Below are 15,039 nucleotides of genomic sequence, written 5' to 3' on the forward strand. Positions count from 1 at the left end.
CTCTCCCCTTTTTTAAAAATGAATGAGCTGCGTCTTATTAAGTATTGCCTTTTTCACTGAATTACAGAAGTTTATTTTCATGGTAGTTTAAGTGCAATCCTTCACAATGGAATAAACACGACTGATATTTATAAACAACTTTATTATGTTTTAAACGACTTTATTATGTTTTAAACGACTTTATTGTAAATTAAAGAACTTTATTATTCGTGAACACCATTAAGTGTTGCTTTTAAATGAAGATTGATTAAATTAATACTAATACCCTTGATAAACGAACAAAAAGAAAAGGCTTGTTTTGAAAAAATAATCAAAACAAACCTTTAATATATTCAATTGGATTATTTTTTTTAAAAATGTTTGATCATTTTCTAACTGTGTTGCTCAGTAATAGTGCCCGATTGCTGAAGATCGAAAAATTTAAAGGAACTTCAAAATTATTCTTAGTTATTGTGCTAAAGCACTCATTAGCTCGATAAAGAAATAGCTTTTACATTAACTCTTTACAAGCTTCTCCTTCAATCCAACCAACTTTTTCTTAATGAAAGGATCTGTTTCTTCAGGTAATTGGTCCAACTTGAAAAATTCAGCTTCAATTTTTTCATTACTGAACCCAATCACTTCTCATACATTCATTTAAACTTTGCTAATATTAAAAATCCTTTTCATTATCTATAAAATTGGTCTTCCCCTACCTGTTGCTAGATAAGTCAGTTGAATTGTTACTAGTCTATATGGAATTCATGATTCAATCGATGACCACGTTAAGCTAAGTAATACTGAGTCGATCAATAAAAAAACAAAGAAATTCTTGAAAAACAGAAAACTGCTGCATTTAGCAAATAATATACTGTTTATGGTAGTATGTTCTCTAAAAATAAAAAGCCGAAAATTTGCAAGAAATGAATAACAACTTGCATACTTTCGACTTGTGGATAATTTAAGATATTAAAAAATCTACGTGTTAGTTCAAGAAAAGCGTCCTTCAGCAGCCAATGGGTAAACTTTTTTTGTGAAGTATTTTTCTTTTCTTTGCTGGTAATACGTAAGCCTATTACAGGGTAATTTGCTTATACACTATGAACCCTTTTTTGTTTTCTTCCATTTTAATTATCTTTTTGGGTGTTACCTGCGATTCAAGGAGTTCGAATGAACACTAAGTATGGTAATATCTTAAAGTTTGATTAATTGATTTTTACATCGAATATGCTAATCATTTAATCCCTTTCCATTGAGAATTTGCTGTAAACATTTTTCAACCCTTGACTCTCGGGTTTTGGATTGTTTGGGTTTAGAAAAATGAAGAATGTATGCTCTTTGCCGTCCCGGCGTCAATGCTTCAAAAGCAGTTTTCAAGGCAGGGATTTCATCGAATTTTTTTTGAAATTCTTCAGGAATTATGAATTCTGTATTCTTTTTAAAATTCACTTCCAAACCGGATTTTTCAACTTCAATGGCTTCGTATATATAGGCTTTCAAGATGGTTTCCATTTCAACTATTTCTTGAACATTAGTGAACCGTATCTGACGCGCCGCCTGTACATTCTCCGTTTGTTGGATTAGAATACTATGGGTATCCTGTAACAAGGCACCTTTGTGAAACAGCAGGGCACAATATTCTTTAAATCCATGAATTAAAACTATGTTTTTTTTCTCAAACGTGTAACATGGATGCATCCACTTAAATTCTTCAGTCAGCTCACAGTCAAGAATGATCATTCTCAGTTTCTCATATTCTTCCTTCCACTTGTTAGTTTTACTTAAAAATTCATCAACCTTGGGATTCATTCTACTATTTGTCATCAAGGAATACCCCTCTTCAATTTTTCGATCAACTGACAGTCAAAAGTGATTATTCTCAATTTCTCCAATTCTTCCTGTCACTTTTTTGGATTTACTTGAATATTTTCAATCATGAATCATTTTCCATGTCCAACTTGGCAAACTAGCTTGCATCAGTTAAGGTGAACCAAACCTACTTGATAGATAGCGTGAAACTGAAAATCCAGGGATAATGTTAAACTCATTCTTCTTCCTCCTCTAATAGTTGGTTCAATCGCAACATATTCGTACTCCAGAACTTACTGTAGAAAGCCACCCAACCTTGAATTTCCTGCAGTGGATTAGCATTGAGCCTATAACGTGTTTCCCGTCCGACTTTTCGGGTGGTTACAAGACGAGCATCCTTCAAGATAGCTAAGTGTTTTGAAACCGCTGTACGCCCCATTTCAAAATGAGATGTCAATTCGTGAAGAGGTAATTCTTCTACGTCTGCCAATAGACGAATCAGTTCACGTCGAGTTGGGTCGGCAACGGCAACATATACATCCCTCATTTTATTTGTATCGTTCAAAATCACCCTCCCCTTACTTTCGAGTTTTAATAAGACTCCGATTAGTGTTGATTTATAATAGGACATTAATTGGTGTCATGTCAAGCAGACCTTATTGGGAAAGTTACAGGGTGCTTTTGTCGGTAATCTGCCTGTTAGAAGCAAAACTGTTAAAAAAGAATAGATTAAAAAAACAAAAAGCCACTCAACGTAATCAGTAAGCGACTTTTTCTATCTATATATGATTATTTATCATTTCCCATTACCCTTATCAACTCATCAAGCTTTTCATTTCGCTGCTCATCCAATCTTGTCTTGGCATTCATAAACTTGATCACCTTAACAATAAAATAAATACTGAACACAACAAGACCTAGATAAATTAATATAGGTATTATTGCAAAAAGACCAAATAAACCATTAGCGACTTCCATTAACAGAATCCTCCTAAATGTAAAATATACCATCATTATACATTAAATTGTAAGCTTAGTGGAAAATTGTGCTTAGGGGCAATTGTTCTAGTATTATATATATTCTAACGAGTTATTCTATATAATATTCGTTGTATAGATGATTACTATTTCATCTTTTTCTATGAGTTCTTCGATACAATAGTCTGCGAACTCTCTGATAATAATACCAAATTCCTATTACACAACTCCCAATTAACAGTTTTTGTTCACCTTTGGACAATAGGCACCCATTCTAGAGTAATTTAAAAAGCATACTCGATAGTGCGAGAATTGGATATTAACTATAAAAACACTTATAAATTCGACCTCTTAGAAAGTCAGACATTGCTTTAGAGTAGCAAAAGTAGTATTTCTTCTTCAATGATAGTTCCTCCTAATTTAATGAGATGCCCCCATGCCACCCAACTCAGAGCGGTTATATGATTTAATAATCTACTTGCCTTATATCTACAACGAATTTCTTACTATCCATTTTAAAAACACATTAAATCAGTCCCTTATTTCTTAAAGTAATCAAATTGTAAAAGGTTTGTCATTGGATTACCCTTGTTGTTGCGATTCATTAGTTATAAACTTTATCTACTGTTAAGGAGTGATAAAGTTGAAAGAAGTAACTGTGGATAAATTAGTTTTTAAGGAAAATCTATCGATAATTGAACAAATGTCATTGAAAGATATTATGTATAAGTGGCTTGGTAGTCCTGAGGAAGGGTTAGATAACATTCTTCCACTTGAATATACACATTCGGTCTTTGCAAAGATGGAGACACCACCGGAAACAAACTTAATGATCGAAAGTGGTGAAACCTTCAGATATGTTACTTTAACTGAAGATAATCAGATTGTTATAGGTGTCTTAGATATCAACAATGAATTAAGGTTTAGAATCTTTTATCTTGAAGAACGTTTGGGAGTATAAGCATTGTAATATTCCTATTTAGAAGTTTTTTTCATTGGTTTTGTTACAATTCTAGTAGCAAAACCGATGAGTTATTAATAAAAAAATTCTGTCAGATTTTTACATTTCACAATCACCTGAAAGCAATACCTACCCCCTTTTACTGTGTTCTTTTGTATGGAACAAAGTAAATAATTCCATAAGACATTTGCCTTTATGTTGCAATACAAAGTCCAAATATTCATCAACCTTTTTGCATCACACTTAGCTAAAACCTTATTAAATAGTTCCAAAGCCTTTGTATGATTGTTATCATATTTATGGGCTTTACCAATACGAATTAACGCAACGATTTCTCTGACTGCATGGTTAAGACAATACGATAAAGAATTTAATGCCTTTTTTGGTTATTCATTTATCCTGTATAAATTACCTATAGTTCCATACAGAAAATATCTGTCATCTTCATTGCTTGTCTGTAATAAGTTTTCTGCTTCATCAATAAGTTCCTTTAGTTTTAAAGGATTAGAGGTTTTTTCACGAAGATATTCATTTTTATCAAAGTAAACTATCTCATTGATAGCAACCAATCTTTCCCTATAATCTGCAAGGTTCATATCTTCTGTCCCCCAATAACAAAAACCTTTTATAAAACAATCTGGCCCGATTGATGAAGTATTGGCGCTAATCCTTTTTAGGGAATAGCGCGGGTTTACGGTATTATTGGCAAAGACAGTCTAATTGTCAAATAATCCTCTTCGAATCAAATTTGCAGTCACAGGTTTTTTCCCTAATTCACGTGACCATATAGATAATTGGCCGATATGGTGGATTTCATGGGCAATGACATGACGCATGATCTCCCCGTATTTAAAGTTTTCTGTTTCTCCGTTAGGATTATTTTCCGAAAATATTTTTGACTCCATTTCACTTGTCCATGATCTCACATATGGCTCCACATCGCCGCGATATTGCCGCGATAGATTTAACACCTTTTGTAAACTAGAATATTCTTCAAATGTAGGGTGTTTGGGGACTTGTTCTCCTCTGAGATCCAGGGTTATCCAAGCCCATTCAACATCCACGATATGAAACAGTGTGTATAGAATGCTTCCTACCCCACCCACACGTTTTTTTAATAATTCTTCCTCCGGAACATCCTTACACCATGTAAACCAGTCATCACGCACTTGCCAGTTATACTGAAACAGTTTCAACATCACAACATCCCTCATATTTTATAGATTTAATATATAATTTTCGCCAAAGGACTTCAAAATCCTCTTTGATAATAATTTCAAAAAACTCTGTATAAATCCTCAACAAACCGGCCCTTTAGTTTAAGTACATATCTTCACAATCTTCACTATACAATTTATCATGTTATTCCACAATCTGGCCTAATTGTGAAATAACACTATATTACATTTACCATAAGAAACCCCTTTAGACTACTTCCAAAGGGGCAAAACTTCGCAACTTTTTTATAAACATCGTGACTTTATTTTAAATCTACATCCCCCTGTTTTATACTCTTTCGCGTATAGTATGTAGTCCTTTATTTTTAATTAGTTTATTGTTAAAGGACTACGGAAATCTGAAAAGCGCCCTGTCAAGAATACAGTAGAATAAAGTGAAACTTCAACCATTGGGGTATTCTCCAACCCTCACTAATTGAAGTTTCTTTTTATTATTGTCTCTGTTAAACTTGCTTGTTGATTGGAACGTAAGCCGTTCGCTTTCCGCGGGAGTCTCATGCCTTCCGCTCCAATCAACATAGAGCCAAAACAACAATAAACTTTAACATGGCCTTTTTATTAAATCATTTTCGTAGAAAAACATCTTTCTAAACAAAAAAACTCCTCCATTGGAGGAGTTAAAACCTAATCAAATTCTTGATTTTTCAAAAAGAAAAGAGATCTAATGAACTACTTAACCAATTTGTTCTATCAAGTAAGATTAATTATTATTAGGCGAGTTAATATCGGCCGATACCTCAAATGCTTCCATTTGTTTTGGATCATACGGTTTTAAGTATTGTTGTAGAAAATGAGTATCTTTAATTGAAGGATCTAACCAAACTTTTTCATCTTCAGGTTTAAGAATAACAGGCATTCTATCATGAATATCGGACATTAACTCATTTGTAGCAGTAGTAATAACTAAACAAGTGTAGATAGCTCTTCCTTCAGCTGATCGCCATGATTCCCATAAGCCCGCCATTCCAATTGGAGCACTGTTTTTTAGTTTGATTCGCATAGGGATTTTACGTTTAGGTGTCTTTTTCCATTCATAAAAGGAATTAGCTAGTATTATACAACGTTTCTTTTTGTATGCATTCTTGAAACTTGGTTACGCTGCCAGAGTTTCAGCTCTAGCTTTGATCATTTTGTACCCAATTTTTTCATCATTAGCCTAAAATGGAATTAATCCCCATCGAGATAACCTAAACGATTCTTAGTTCCATCATTGATAACTGATAAAACTGAGTGTGAAGGGGCGATGTTATAACTGAATTGATAATCATCATTAAAAGGAGCTTGAATGTCAAAACGGTCAATTATTTCTTCTATATCAGTGAACAAAGTAAAGCGTCCGCACATAATTTCACCTACTTGTATGGTTAGTAAGATTGATTGCAGAAAATGAGCTTGTGGGTATCATATTAACGCACTAAAATTCTAATATCCGTAAATGGTTGGTTGAATAATTCGCTGTTTATTAATAGTGCTCCAAGGACATCTCTTTCATCTTCAGCTTCAATTATGTCTGATAAAATTATCGTACTACCATTCTTAACCGTAACATTATATTCGTTCATAGAATCCTCCTGAAAGTAGTTATATGTATTTCTGGATTGAAGCATACCCTAGTATGTAAATGATCCCTACATAAAATGTATTCTCAATAATTTTTCCTGGTTCATATTGTCTTATTAAGCCTTCCTTCATTTTACTCTTCTATGTATCGAATTTCCATAATTTCGTTATTTATTACAAGCGTTTGATCATTCGAAAAAACGTGCATTATTTCAACTTTCTCTATTTTTCACACCTTATACCACTTAATACCTTCGACACTAGATGATTATTCCCTTTTAATTTCTATCTTTTTCACTAGGCATCTTTCTTCACTTTTAAGGCCTCATGATATATTCACTTTTCGATTTCCACAAGTTTCTATGTCAAATTTCCTGGTAAATTTAGTTATATGAATTTCTGATTGATTTTTCTCTATACCCCTTTCCAAAATTTCTTACTCATTTCATTCAAGAGTTTGTAATATAGCCTTTGTAAAAGTTGTATAAATATTTGTAATGAATAAATCATTTTATCTACTTTATAAACTACAATACATTTATAGAAAATTATTGTTCGAAAGAAATAATTTGTAACACATTTTTACCGGTGATTAAAGAATCTTTTGCAAGAATAGAAAAGTACGGTTAAGAAAGGCGGAGTTACTGGTGATTCTAGATGTGGCTAAATTGATAAACTTAGGGCAAAGATTTATCTTAGAAATTTGTGCACTCGTTGTATATGGATACTGGGGCTTTAAGATAGGGAACTCTGGTTTCATAAAGGGGTTACTATGTATTATTATCCCAGTGGGAATTGCTGTTATTTGGGGGGGATTTGGCTCTCCAAAAGCGAGTATTCAATTATCTGAACCACTTCACTTAGTATTAGAAGTAATTATATTCTTAGTACCAGTAGGATTACTTTTCAGCTTAAATGAGATAAAATTAGCTATGGTATATGGAATTATTGTGATTATAAATAGAATACTCATTTATATTTGGGGTCAATAAGTTTTTGTTTGAATCAGTTGAACTATGAGAAGATCTATAATAGTATTTAAGGAAGGTGACAAAATGTACTTTTCGCTTACGGTGGAACAAGTTCACGAGTATTTAAATGAACAAGACTTCACAGAATCCACAGAGCAAGAGTTTAAGACTGATCGTGAACAACATAAGGGTAACGGTTTATTAGAGACTGTTTGTTATGCCAATAACCACAATGTAGAGAGATATTTACCTTCATATCTTAAAGAGAAAGTGCATAGGAAATATATTATCATAACACTCCCGACAAAACGATTAGAAATAAAGGCATGGGGATTCTAGTAAAAGGCTTAATTAAAGGAGGCTAATAAAATGAGAGATGTTATCCATGATTGTTTTGTGGATGTACTTGGTACAGCTCCATCAGAACAACAAATTGATGAAGTGTTAAAAAATCTACCATCTGAGATTAATTTACTTATCGAAAAAGATGGAGAAGATAATCAGAAAGTTAGAGATAATATATACGTCTGGGTAAATGAGAATATTAATGATTTCATTTAAATTATTTGATTGTTCAAAGTATATACTTGCACCTAACTCTATCAATCGAGACGACGTCCTTTCTGTAAGACATATGTTAAAGTTATCATAAAAACAATTAACCACATTAATAGAACAGGTTCTCGCTTAATTTAGGGTGATAAATATGAAGTTGTTTAAATTAATTGAAGATTATCGCACTATGTACAAAAAAGGTACTAAATTCTTTGTAATTTCCGAATCGGAATTCATTGGAGCGAAAAGCTATGTACTGCAATCTGAAGATATGAGAGGTAAGATCGTAGTCTCTGAGGAAGAATTGAGAAAAAAATTTATGTCTTTAAATTAAATGAATTTTGATTTATTAGCAGTTTATGCTACTTATTACAATCTTCCGCTATACTGCCTTCACCTTTTGACATCATAAAATTCTCCTCCCTTTCTTCAGATTCAGCTATATTTGCCATATATAAATTAGTTTTTTCTGTTTATATAAATAGACAAGGTATGTTAGATTCGTACATTCTAAAATACCTTGTCCATATTAACATATTAAAATAGCCGGACAAATTTGGAAATTCCGAATATACCCAAGTCAGTATTCGATACTAATACAAATCGATTAGACAATAAACAAATTGATGCTGTAATGAGAGATTGACCAGCACTTAAATCGCAGGGTTTAGCGCTTCCGATCACTGTAGCTTCTACAATTCTAGGTGTTAATGGTGTTAACAGATTTCTTTGCCAAAGTATAGTCACTACATCAGGGCGTCTAGGAGTAATACCAGACATTTAATTCACCTCTTTCTAAATGGTTAATATAATTAATGCTAATTCGGACAGCTTGGCTCATACATTTATCATGCTGTATTAAAAAAAGGCGAATTTTGTACCACTCCCTTCAAAACACCAAAAAACCACAATCTAGCTTGCAGGTATGCGTAATAAAACAGGCAATCTATCTCGAATAAGAAGGCAGATCTTCAATACAATTTTATAGATTATTCCACGAGATGTAGTCTAACCTACCATTTACTAGGAGTGCTGTTTAAGTTAACATAAAGTGAAACTTCAATCTATGGGGGTTTTCTTCATCCATCGCTAATTGTTAGTTGAACCAATTGGGGGTTTACTGCCCGTTAATGCGGAATAAACTGGGGAAATACTACCGTTATAGGTTTGTTACCATTTCCCAGGGAAAAATACATCCTAGAAATGTTAATTGACATAATATTTGAAATAGGTGTAGTAACTATCTAAACTTGATAAACTTCAAGATACATGTGAAATTTTGGAGAGGAAACAACATGGGAAGAATGTAATCATATTCCTGTTTGGCTTCTAAAACATTCAAGATTAAAATAGAAAAAAAGTTTGCCCTTATTGCAAGAGCAAACTTTTTTCTATTTCCACCACGTATCATAAACCGTTATCGCATGATTTCGTTTATGTTCCGTTTTCTGATACCAGCCTTCGATTTTTTCAGCCGTAACTTCTTTGATTTCCTTGCCCTCAAGGTAGTCATCAATGTCCTCATAAGTAACACCTAGAGCTACTTCGTCTGGAAGTTGTGGCTTGTCATCTTCTAAATCTGCTGTTGGTATTTTTTTATATAAACGTTCTGGAGCGTTCAGATATTTTAGAATCTCTCTTCCTTGTCTCTTATTTAAGCGATAAAGTGGGATTAAATCTGCTGCCCCATCCCCATGCTTAGTATAGAAACCAGTTACTGCTTCTGCCGCATGATCGGTACCCAAGACAACGCCACTATAAATTCCAGCTATATCGTATTGAACTTTCATTCTTTCACGTGCTTTAACATTTCCTTTTAAGAAATTGTTCAGCTTCTCGCCTGTGCCGTCTTCTACAGCTTTAACTGAAGCATCGACTGCTGCTTTAATATTAATCGTAACCGTCTTACTTGGCTGAATAAATTGTAATGCTAATTGACGGTCATCTTCGTCAAATTGGACACCATATGGCAGACTGACAGCGATAAATTGATACTCTTCCTTACCTAATTCTTCATTCAATTCATTCACTGCTATTTGAGCCATATAGCCACATAAAGTGGAATCTTGTCCACCTGATATCCCTAAGACAAGACTTTTTAGAAATGAATACTTTTCGAGATAATTTTTGAGTAAATCGACACTTTTTCTAAATTCTTCTTTCGGATCAATCGTAGGCTGTACTAATAATTTTTTCACAATTTCTTTCTGTAAAGGACGCATAGTCTCCTAAACCTCTCTTCCGGAGTTCATCTAGCCCGTAACATTTCTTTTACTTTCGTTGTCGCTTCCTGAATGTTCTTCATCTTATTGTCCCAGCAGGCTTGACTTAAATCAACTGGGTATTCTTCAGGATTAAGTGCACGTAAATATTCAGGCCATAGAACTGATAAATTCTCTTTCGAAAATGCCCTTATTTGTTCAATATGCGGCAATTCATAAACAAGTTGTCCACTAATAAAAATATCTTCATGTAAATCAACTGCGATGAAATCGGTGACGAACTTGCTTAAAAATGTGTGAACCGGATGAAAAAGCTTTAATTTCTCCTCAGTTTGAGGATTCTCGTTTTCCATAGCGATATAATCGCCTTCTGAATGTAAGTTTATAGAATTGATAATACGATAGACACGCTTTAACCCAGGAGTTGAAACTTTTTCTGGATTTGAAGAAATTTTAATCGTATCGATCATATTCCCGCTTTCACCTTCAATTGAAACCATTTTGTATACGGCTCCTAAAGCTGGTTGGTCAAAAGCTGTAATAAGTTTTGTTCCTATTCCCCACATATCTATCTTTGCACCTTGTTGCTTCAAATTAATGATTGTGTATTCATCTAGATCATTTGAAGCAACAATTTTCACATCAGGATATCCTGCTTCATCAAGCATTTTTCGTGCTTCTTTTGATAAATAAGCTAAGTCGCCACTATCTAATCGAACGCCAATAAAATTAATTTGATCGCCAAGTTCGTTTGCAACCTTAATCGCATTAGGAATACCAGAACGAATTGTATCGTACGTATCAACTAAAAATACACAATCTTTATGTGATGTTGCATATTTATAAAAGGCAGTATATTCATCCTTGTAAGCCTGAATCATAGAATGGGCATGAGTTCCTGAAACAGGAATACCAAACACCTTTCCTGCCCGCACATTGCTTGTTGAATCAAAGCCAGCTAAATAGGAGGCTCTTGCACCCCATAAAGCCGCATCCATCTCTTGAGCCCGTCTTGTACCGAATTCCATCGCCACTTCATCGCCAATTACCTGTTTAATTCGAGAAGCCTTCGTCGCAACTAGCGTTTGATAATTTATTATATTTAGTATTGCAGTTTCAATAATCTGAGCTTGCCCAAGTGGAGCCTCTACGCGCAAAATCGGCTCATTTGCGAATACAAGCTCTCCTTCCTTCATACAACGAATATGTCCGGTAAACTTCATATTTGCTAAATAAGCAAGGAAGTCTTCTGCATATCCGATTTCAGTTCGTAAATATTCAATATCAGAGTCTGAAAACCGAAAATTCTCAATATAATGAACAACCTTCTCAAGACCTGCAAAAATCGCATAGCCACTATTAAAGGGAAGCTTTCTAAAATAGACTTCAAATACGGCCATTTTATTGTGAATATTGTCTTCCCAATAGGTTTGCGCCATATTGATTTGGTATAGATCTGTATGAAGTGTATAGCTATCGTCCAAATATGTATTCCCCATAAAAATATCCTCCCGCAGAGTAACTCTAATACTTGTAAGTACTGTCCCCTGCTATGACGGAGAAAATCCCCCTTTTTTAAGAACAACCAACATTCTTTGACGAAGCATACCATCATCCATGTCGTCAAAATATCCACAGACTTATTCGAAATAAGGTGTGGTTAGGTTTTCTATTCCTATTTATTTTTAATTAGAGCAATTTAGCTCCTAGTGAATTTTTAAAATGGCGTAAAGCCCATTCATGCCCTGCTTGATCAAATGATGCTACTGCATCTTGGTAGATCGAGATTGAAAATCCTTGATTGTACGCATCTACAGCTGTATGCAATACACAAATATCTGTACAAACACCTACAAGATAGACATCTGTAATACCCTGTTCTCGTAATTTGATACTAAGATCTGTTCCGGCAAATGCTGAATACCTCGTTTTATCCATATAATGAACATTTGCTTTATTCTTATTCGCTTCATATATATTTTGTAATGAACCAAACAAATCTCTTCCTATTGTACCTCTAATATTGTGAGGTGGAAATAGATTCGATTCTGGATGATATTGGTCATTTTTTTCATGAATATCAATGGCAAAAAAGACCTCATCACCCTGATTAATAAACTCTTTCGTTATATTTACGATTCTGTCTTCCAATTCCTGGCCGGACTTACCACAAGTTAACGCACCATCATCGGCGACAAAATCATTTGTATAATCAATATTAATTAAGGCTCTTTTTCCCATTACCTCACTCCCCAAAAAACATAATTATTATTATACTATACTCCTTACACATGTTTTTCAATAACTTTAGCCGCATTCATGCCTAATATAAGGCTTAACAATCGGAATTGGCCGAATGAAACAAAAAATGAGGCTGCCTAGAAAAAGAATTAGGTCAGGCCTCATAACTACGATATTTAGACTGGGTACACCCCATGTTTTCTCTGTGTAAATGAAAGTTGTTTACTGCTATATGTTGCAAACCTAAGAATTAGTTCTGATCGGAGTTGATTAGGCTGGACGATTTCATCGACAATCATTTCTGACGCAAGCCGATATATATCGATATCTTTGCGATATTCTTCACGCTTTAATTCGATAAATGTCGCTCGCTCCTCTTCAGGTAATGCATGTATTTTATTTGCATAGACAGCATTGACCGCTGCTTCCGGACCCATGACAGCAATGGAAGCACTAGGCAACGCCAAACAGCAATCTGGTTCGAAAGCTGGACCAGCCATTGCATATAGCCCAGCACCATATGCTTTTCTGACAACTACCGAAATCTTCGGCACCGTCGCCTCACTCATTGCCGAAATCATTTTAGCACCATGACGAATAATCCCCGCTCTTTCCACTTTCGTACCAATCATGAATCCTGGAATATCAGCTAGAAATAAAAGTGGAATGTTAAAGGCATCACATAAGGTAATAAATTTGGCTGCTTTATCAGCAGAATCATGGAATAAAACTCCACCCTTTACTTTTGGTTGATTGGCGATAATGCCGACTGATTGGCCACCTATTCTTGCCATCCCTGTAATAAGTTCAGCAGCAAATAATTTTTTAATTTCACAAAAGGAGCCCTCATCAATGAGCTGTTCAATTAAATCGTACATATTAAATGGGGCATTTTGGTTGGCCGGAATCAGTTCTTCAAGTGTCTTTTGTGATTTTTTCGGTAGGCGTATTTCAGCTACAGGGGGCTTTTTCATGAAATTCCCAGGGAAGTAAGACAAATAACGCCGAGCAAATTCAATTGATTCCTGCTCGGTATTCACAAGCACATCACCACATCCGGAAACACTACAATGCATGCGTGCGCCGCCCATTTCTTCTTCGCTCACTTTTTCACCGATAACCATTTCGGCCATTCTTGGGGAGCCGAGATACATCGATGCATTTCCATCGACCATTACAACAATATCACAAAAGGCAGGAATATACGCACCACCAGCCGCAGAAGGTCCAAAAAGTAAGCATATTTGCGGGACTTTGCCAGACAGTTTTACTTGATTATAAAAAATCCGCCCCGCTCCCCTTCTTCCAGGAAACATGTCTACTTGGTCTGTAATACGTGCTCCTGCAGAGTCAACTAAATATAGTAGTGGGACATTTAATTTCTCTGCAGTTTCTTGGATACGGATGATTTTTTCAACCGTTCTAGCTCCCCAAGAGCCGGCTTTAACTGTAGAATCATTAGCCATTACACATACGGTTCGACCATCGATTTTTCCAATCCCAGTAACGACTCCATCAGCAGGTAGACCATCACTTTCACAGTTTGCAAAAAACGCATCTTCGATCTCCATGTCGTCATCAAACAATAAACGTAGTCTATCGCGAACAAAAAGTTTTCCTTTTTCCATGTTTTTCTCATGGTATTTTTGTAAGCCGCCTTTTTTAATATGCTCTGTAGATTGCTGTAATTTGTCTACTATTGACATACATGTAGCTCCTTTCATTTTCCGGTGAACACAGGACGTCTTTTTTCTTTGAAAGCTTGAAGCCCTTCCAAGCGGTCTTTTGATTCAATAATCGTGTCATAACAATTTCTTTCAACTTCCAACCCTCTTGCTAGATCCGAATCCATCCCTTCATTGATCGCTTTTTTTGCCGCTCTTAGACTTAGCGGAGCATTTAGTGAGATTTCACAAGCGAGTTCATATGCTATATTCATGAGTTGATCAGCTTCGGTTATCTTATTTACCAGCCCCAACTTAAGGGCTTCCTCGGCATCGATTCTTCTAGCAGTGAAAATAAGTTCTTTGGCTATAGAAACGCCAACAATTCGAGGTAGACGCTGTGTTCCACCTGCTCCTGGGATAATCCCTAATGATGTTTCAGTTAAGCCCATTTTCGCTGTAGTCGAAGCAAGCCTGATATCACACGCTAAAGCTAGCTCCAATCCACCTCCAAAAGCAGCACCGTTTATCGCTGCAATAACGGGTACCGGCAGATTTTGAATAGCATCCATCGTACAACGGATTAATTCGACTGTCCTCCTTACCTGATCCTCATCCATCCCGATTCTTTCTTTCAAATCGGCTCCAGCACAAAAATTAATACCAGCACCTGTTATGACTACACAACGTACCGTTCTATTACTTTTTAATGAATCTAACACATTATTAAACTCTTCCAAAAGTTTGAATGATAATGCATTGGCTGAATTTGGACGATTTAACGTTAGAACAGTTACATCTTTTTTCGTATTTGTGATTTCGATCAGATTAGTCATTACATCCACCGCAACTCATCACTTT

At 35.0% G+C, this 15,039-nt stretch carries 16 protein-coding genes and 1 pseudogene; 5 read left to right on the forward strand and 12 right to left on the reverse strand.

Going from position 1 to position 15,039, the window contains the following annotated elements:
- Nucleotides 1-1,209: 1,209 nt before the first annotated feature.
- The 3 genes from HNP81_RS21345 to HNP81_RS21355 form a co-directional block, all read right to left on the reverse strand.
- Nucleotides 1,210-1,803 (reverse strand): YdeI/OmpD-associated family protein, encoded by a 594-nt coding sequence (locus HNP81_RS21345; RefSeq protein ID WP_182503954.1) that lies wholly within the window; start codon nucleotides 1,801-1,803, stop codon nucleotides 1,210-1,212.
- Nucleotides 1,804-2,023: 220 nt separating this feature from the next.
- A complete protein-coding gene (locus HNP81_RS21350; protein WP_376766777.1) occupies nucleotides 2,024-2,335 on the reverse strand; it encodes an ArsR/SmtB family transcription factor in 312 nt (103 codons plus the stop codon).
- Nucleotides 2,336-2,577: 242 nt separating this feature from the next.
- Nucleotides 2,578-2,766, reverse strand: coding sequence for a hypothetical protein (locus HNP81_RS21355; RefSeq protein WP_028390779.1), 189 nt, complete (start codon nucleotides 2,764-2,766; stop codon nucleotides 2,578-2,580).
- 643 nt (nucleotides 2,767-3,409) lie between these two features.
- On the opposite strand from HNP81_RS21355, the gene HNP81_RS21360 reads away from it, so the two are divergent.
- Entirely contained in the window at nucleotides 3,410-3,727 is a 318-nt protein-coding gene (locus HNP81_RS21360) for a CBS domain-containing protein (RefSeq protein WP_182503956.1), read from the forward strand.
- Nucleotides 3,728-4,113: 386 nt separating this feature from the next.
- Here the strand turns inward: HNP81_RS21360 and HNP81_RS21365 are convergent, their stop codons facing one another.
- From HNP81_RS21365 to HNP81_RS21380, 4 genes and pseudogenes are all read right to left on the reverse strand, one after another.
- On the reverse strand, nucleotides 4,114-4,323 hold the full coding sequence (locus tag HNP81_RS21365; protein WP_182503957.1) for a hypothetical protein: 210 nt from the start codon (nucleotides 4,321-4,323) through the stop codon (nucleotides 4,114-4,116).
- A gap of 120 nt (nucleotides 4,324-4,443) precedes the next feature.
- The gene (locus tag HNP81_RS21370; protein ID WP_376766776.1) at nucleotides 4,444-4,941 is read right to left on the reverse strand and encodes a DinB family protein; all 498 of its coding nucleotides are present in this window, start codon (nucleotides 4,939-4,941) and stop codon (nucleotides 4,444-4,446) included.
- A 724-nt stretch (nucleotides 4,942-5,665) separates the two neighbouring features.
- Nucleotides 5,666-6,309, reverse strand: a pseudogene (locus tag HNP81_RS21375) (SOS response-associated peptidase).
- Nucleotides 6,310-6,371: 62 nt separating this feature from the next.
- Entirely contained in the window at nucleotides 6,372-6,527 is a 156-nt protein-coding gene (locus HNP81_RS21380) for a hypothetical protein (protein ID WP_182503959.1), read from the reverse strand.
- A 645-nt stretch (nucleotides 6,528-7,172) separates the two neighbouring features.
- On the opposite strand from HNP81_RS21380, the gene HNP81_RS21385 reads away from it, so the two are divergent.
- The 4 genes from HNP81_RS21385 (at nucleotide 7,173) to HNP81_RS21400 (ending at nucleotide 8,385) form a co-directional block, all read left to right on the forward strand.
- On the forward strand, nucleotides 7,173-7,517 hold the full coding sequence (locus HNP81_RS21385; RefSeq protein WP_182503960.1) for a YrdB family protein: 345 nt from the start codon (nucleotides 7,173-7,175) through the stop codon (nucleotides 7,515-7,517).
- A gap of 63 nt (nucleotides 7,518-7,580) precedes the next feature.
- Nucleotides 7,581-7,835: a hypothetical protein gene (locus HNP81_RS21390; RefSeq protein ID WP_028390773.1), complete on the forward strand. Its 255-nt coding sequence runs from the start codon at nucleotides 7,581-7,583 to the stop codon at nucleotides 7,833-7,835.
- A 30-nt stretch (nucleotides 7,836-7,865) separates the two neighbouring features.
- Complete coding sequence (locus tag HNP81_RS21395) at nucleotides 7,866-8,057, forward strand: hypothetical protein (protein WP_028390772.1); 192 nt, start codon at nucleotides 7,866-7,868, stop codon at nucleotides 8,055-8,057.
- Between the two features lie 145 nt (nucleotides 8,058-8,202).
- Nucleotides 8,203-8,385 carry a hypothetical protein gene (locus tag HNP81_RS21400; protein ID WP_028390771.1) on the forward strand — a complete coding sequence of 61 codons (183 nt, stop codon included), beginning with the start codon at nucleotides 8,203-8,205 and terminating at the stop codon, nucleotides 8,383-8,385.
- A gap of 1,057 nt (nucleotides 8,386-9,442) precedes the next feature.
- On the opposite strand, the gene nadE is transcribed toward HNP81_RS21400, so the two are convergent.
- The 5 genes from nadE to HNP81_RS21425 all read right to left on the reverse strand — a co-directional run bounded on the left by nadE (nucleotide 9,443) and on the right by HNP81_RS21425 (nucleotide 15,014).
- Nucleotides 9,443-10,273, reverse strand: coding sequence for an NAD(+) synthase (gene nadE, locus HNP81_RS21405; RefSeq protein WP_182503961.1), 831 nt, complete (start codon nucleotides 10,271-10,273; stop codon nucleotides 9,443-9,445).
- 26 nt (nucleotides 10,274-10,299) lie between these two features.
- Complete coding sequence (locus HNP81_RS21410; protein ID WP_182503962.1) at nucleotides 10,300-11,772, reverse strand: nicotinate phosphoribosyltransferase; 1,473 nt, start codon at nucleotides 11,770-11,772, stop codon at nucleotides 10,300-10,302.
- 190 nt (nucleotides 11,773-11,962) lie between these two features.
- Entirely contained in the window at nucleotides 11,963-12,514 is a 552-nt protein-coding gene (locus HNP81_RS21415) for a cysteine hydrolase family protein (RefSeq protein WP_182503963.1), read from the reverse strand.
- 176 nt (nucleotides 12,515-12,690) lie between these two features.
- The gene (locus HNP81_RS21420) at nucleotides 12,691-14,220 is read right to left on the reverse strand and encodes an acyl-CoA carboxylase subunit beta (RefSeq protein WP_182503964.1); all 1,530 of its coding nucleotides are present in this window, start codon (nucleotides 14,218-14,220) and stop codon (nucleotides 12,691-12,693) included.
- A 14-nt stretch (nucleotides 14,221-14,234) separates the two neighbouring features.
- The gene (locus HNP81_RS21425; protein WP_182503965.1) at nucleotides 14,235-15,014 is read right to left on the reverse strand and encodes an enoyl-CoA hydratase; all 780 of its coding nucleotides are present in this window, start codon (nucleotides 15,012-15,014) and stop codon (nucleotides 14,235-14,237) included.
- Between the last annotated feature and the right edge of the window lie 25 nt (nucleotides 15,015-15,039).

Source organism: Peribacillus huizhouensis, from assembly GCF_014138605.1.
GTDB classification, from domain to species: domain Bacteria; phylum Bacillota; class Bacilli; order Bacillales; family DSM-1321; genus Peribacillus; species Peribacillus huizhouensis.

Bases quoted from the DNA above. Each gene is read 5' to 3' on its own strand.
- HNP81_RS21425 (WP_182503965.1), bottom strand. From the start codon at position 15,014: ATGACTAATCTGATCGAAATCACAAATACGAAAAAAGATGTAACTGTT.
- HNP81_RS21380 (WP_182503959.1), bottom strand. From the start codon at position 6,527: ATGAACGAATATAATGTTACGGTTAAGAATGGTAGTACGATAATTTTA.
- HNP81_RS21370 (WP_376766776.1), bottom strand. From the start codon at position 4,941: ATGAGGGATGTTGTGATGTTGAAACTGTTTCAGTATAACTGGCAAGTG.
- HNP81_RS21395 (WP_028390772.1), top strand. From the start codon at position 7,866: ATGAGAGATGTTATCCATGATTGTTTTGTGGATGTACTTGGTACAGCT.
- HNP81_RS21420 (WP_182503964.1), bottom strand. From the start codon at position 14,220: ATGTCAATAGTAGACAAATTACAGCAATCTACAGAGCATATTAAAAAA.
- HNP81_RS21345 (WP_182503954.1), bottom strand. From the start codon at position 1,803: ATGACAAATAGTAGAATGAATCCCAAGGTTGATGAATTTTTAAGTAAA.
- HNP81_RS21365 (WP_182503957.1), bottom strand. From the start codon at position 4,323: ATGAACCTTGCAGATTATAGGGAAAGATTGGTTGCTATCAATGAGATA.
- HNP81_RS21400 (WP_028390771.1), top strand. From the start codon at position 8,203: ATGAAGTTGTTTAAATTAATTGAAGATTATCGCACTATGTACAAAAAA.
- nadE (WP_182503961.1), bottom strand. From the start codon at position 10,273: ATGCGTCCTTTACAGAAAGAAATTGTGAAAAAATTATTAGTACAGCCT.
- HNP81_RS21410 (WP_182503962.1), bottom strand. From the start codon at position 11,772: ATGGGGAATACATATTTGGACGATAGCTATACACTTCATACAGATCTA.
- HNP81_RS21390 (WP_028390773.1), top strand. From the start codon at position 7,581: ATGTACTTTTCGCTTACGGTGGAACAAGTTCACGAGTATTTAAATGAA.
- HNP81_RS21350 (WP_376766777.1), bottom strand. From the start codon at position 2,335: ATGAGGGATGTATATGTTGCCGTTGCCGACCCAACTCGACGTGAACTG.
- HNP81_RS21415 (WP_182503963.1), bottom strand. From the start codon at position 12,514: ATGGGAAAAAGAGCCTTAATTAATATTGATTATACAAATGATTTTGTC.
- HNP81_RS21355 (WP_028390779.1), bottom strand. From the start codon at position 2,766: ATGGAAGTCGCTAATGGTTTATTTGGTCTTTTTGCAATAATACCTATA.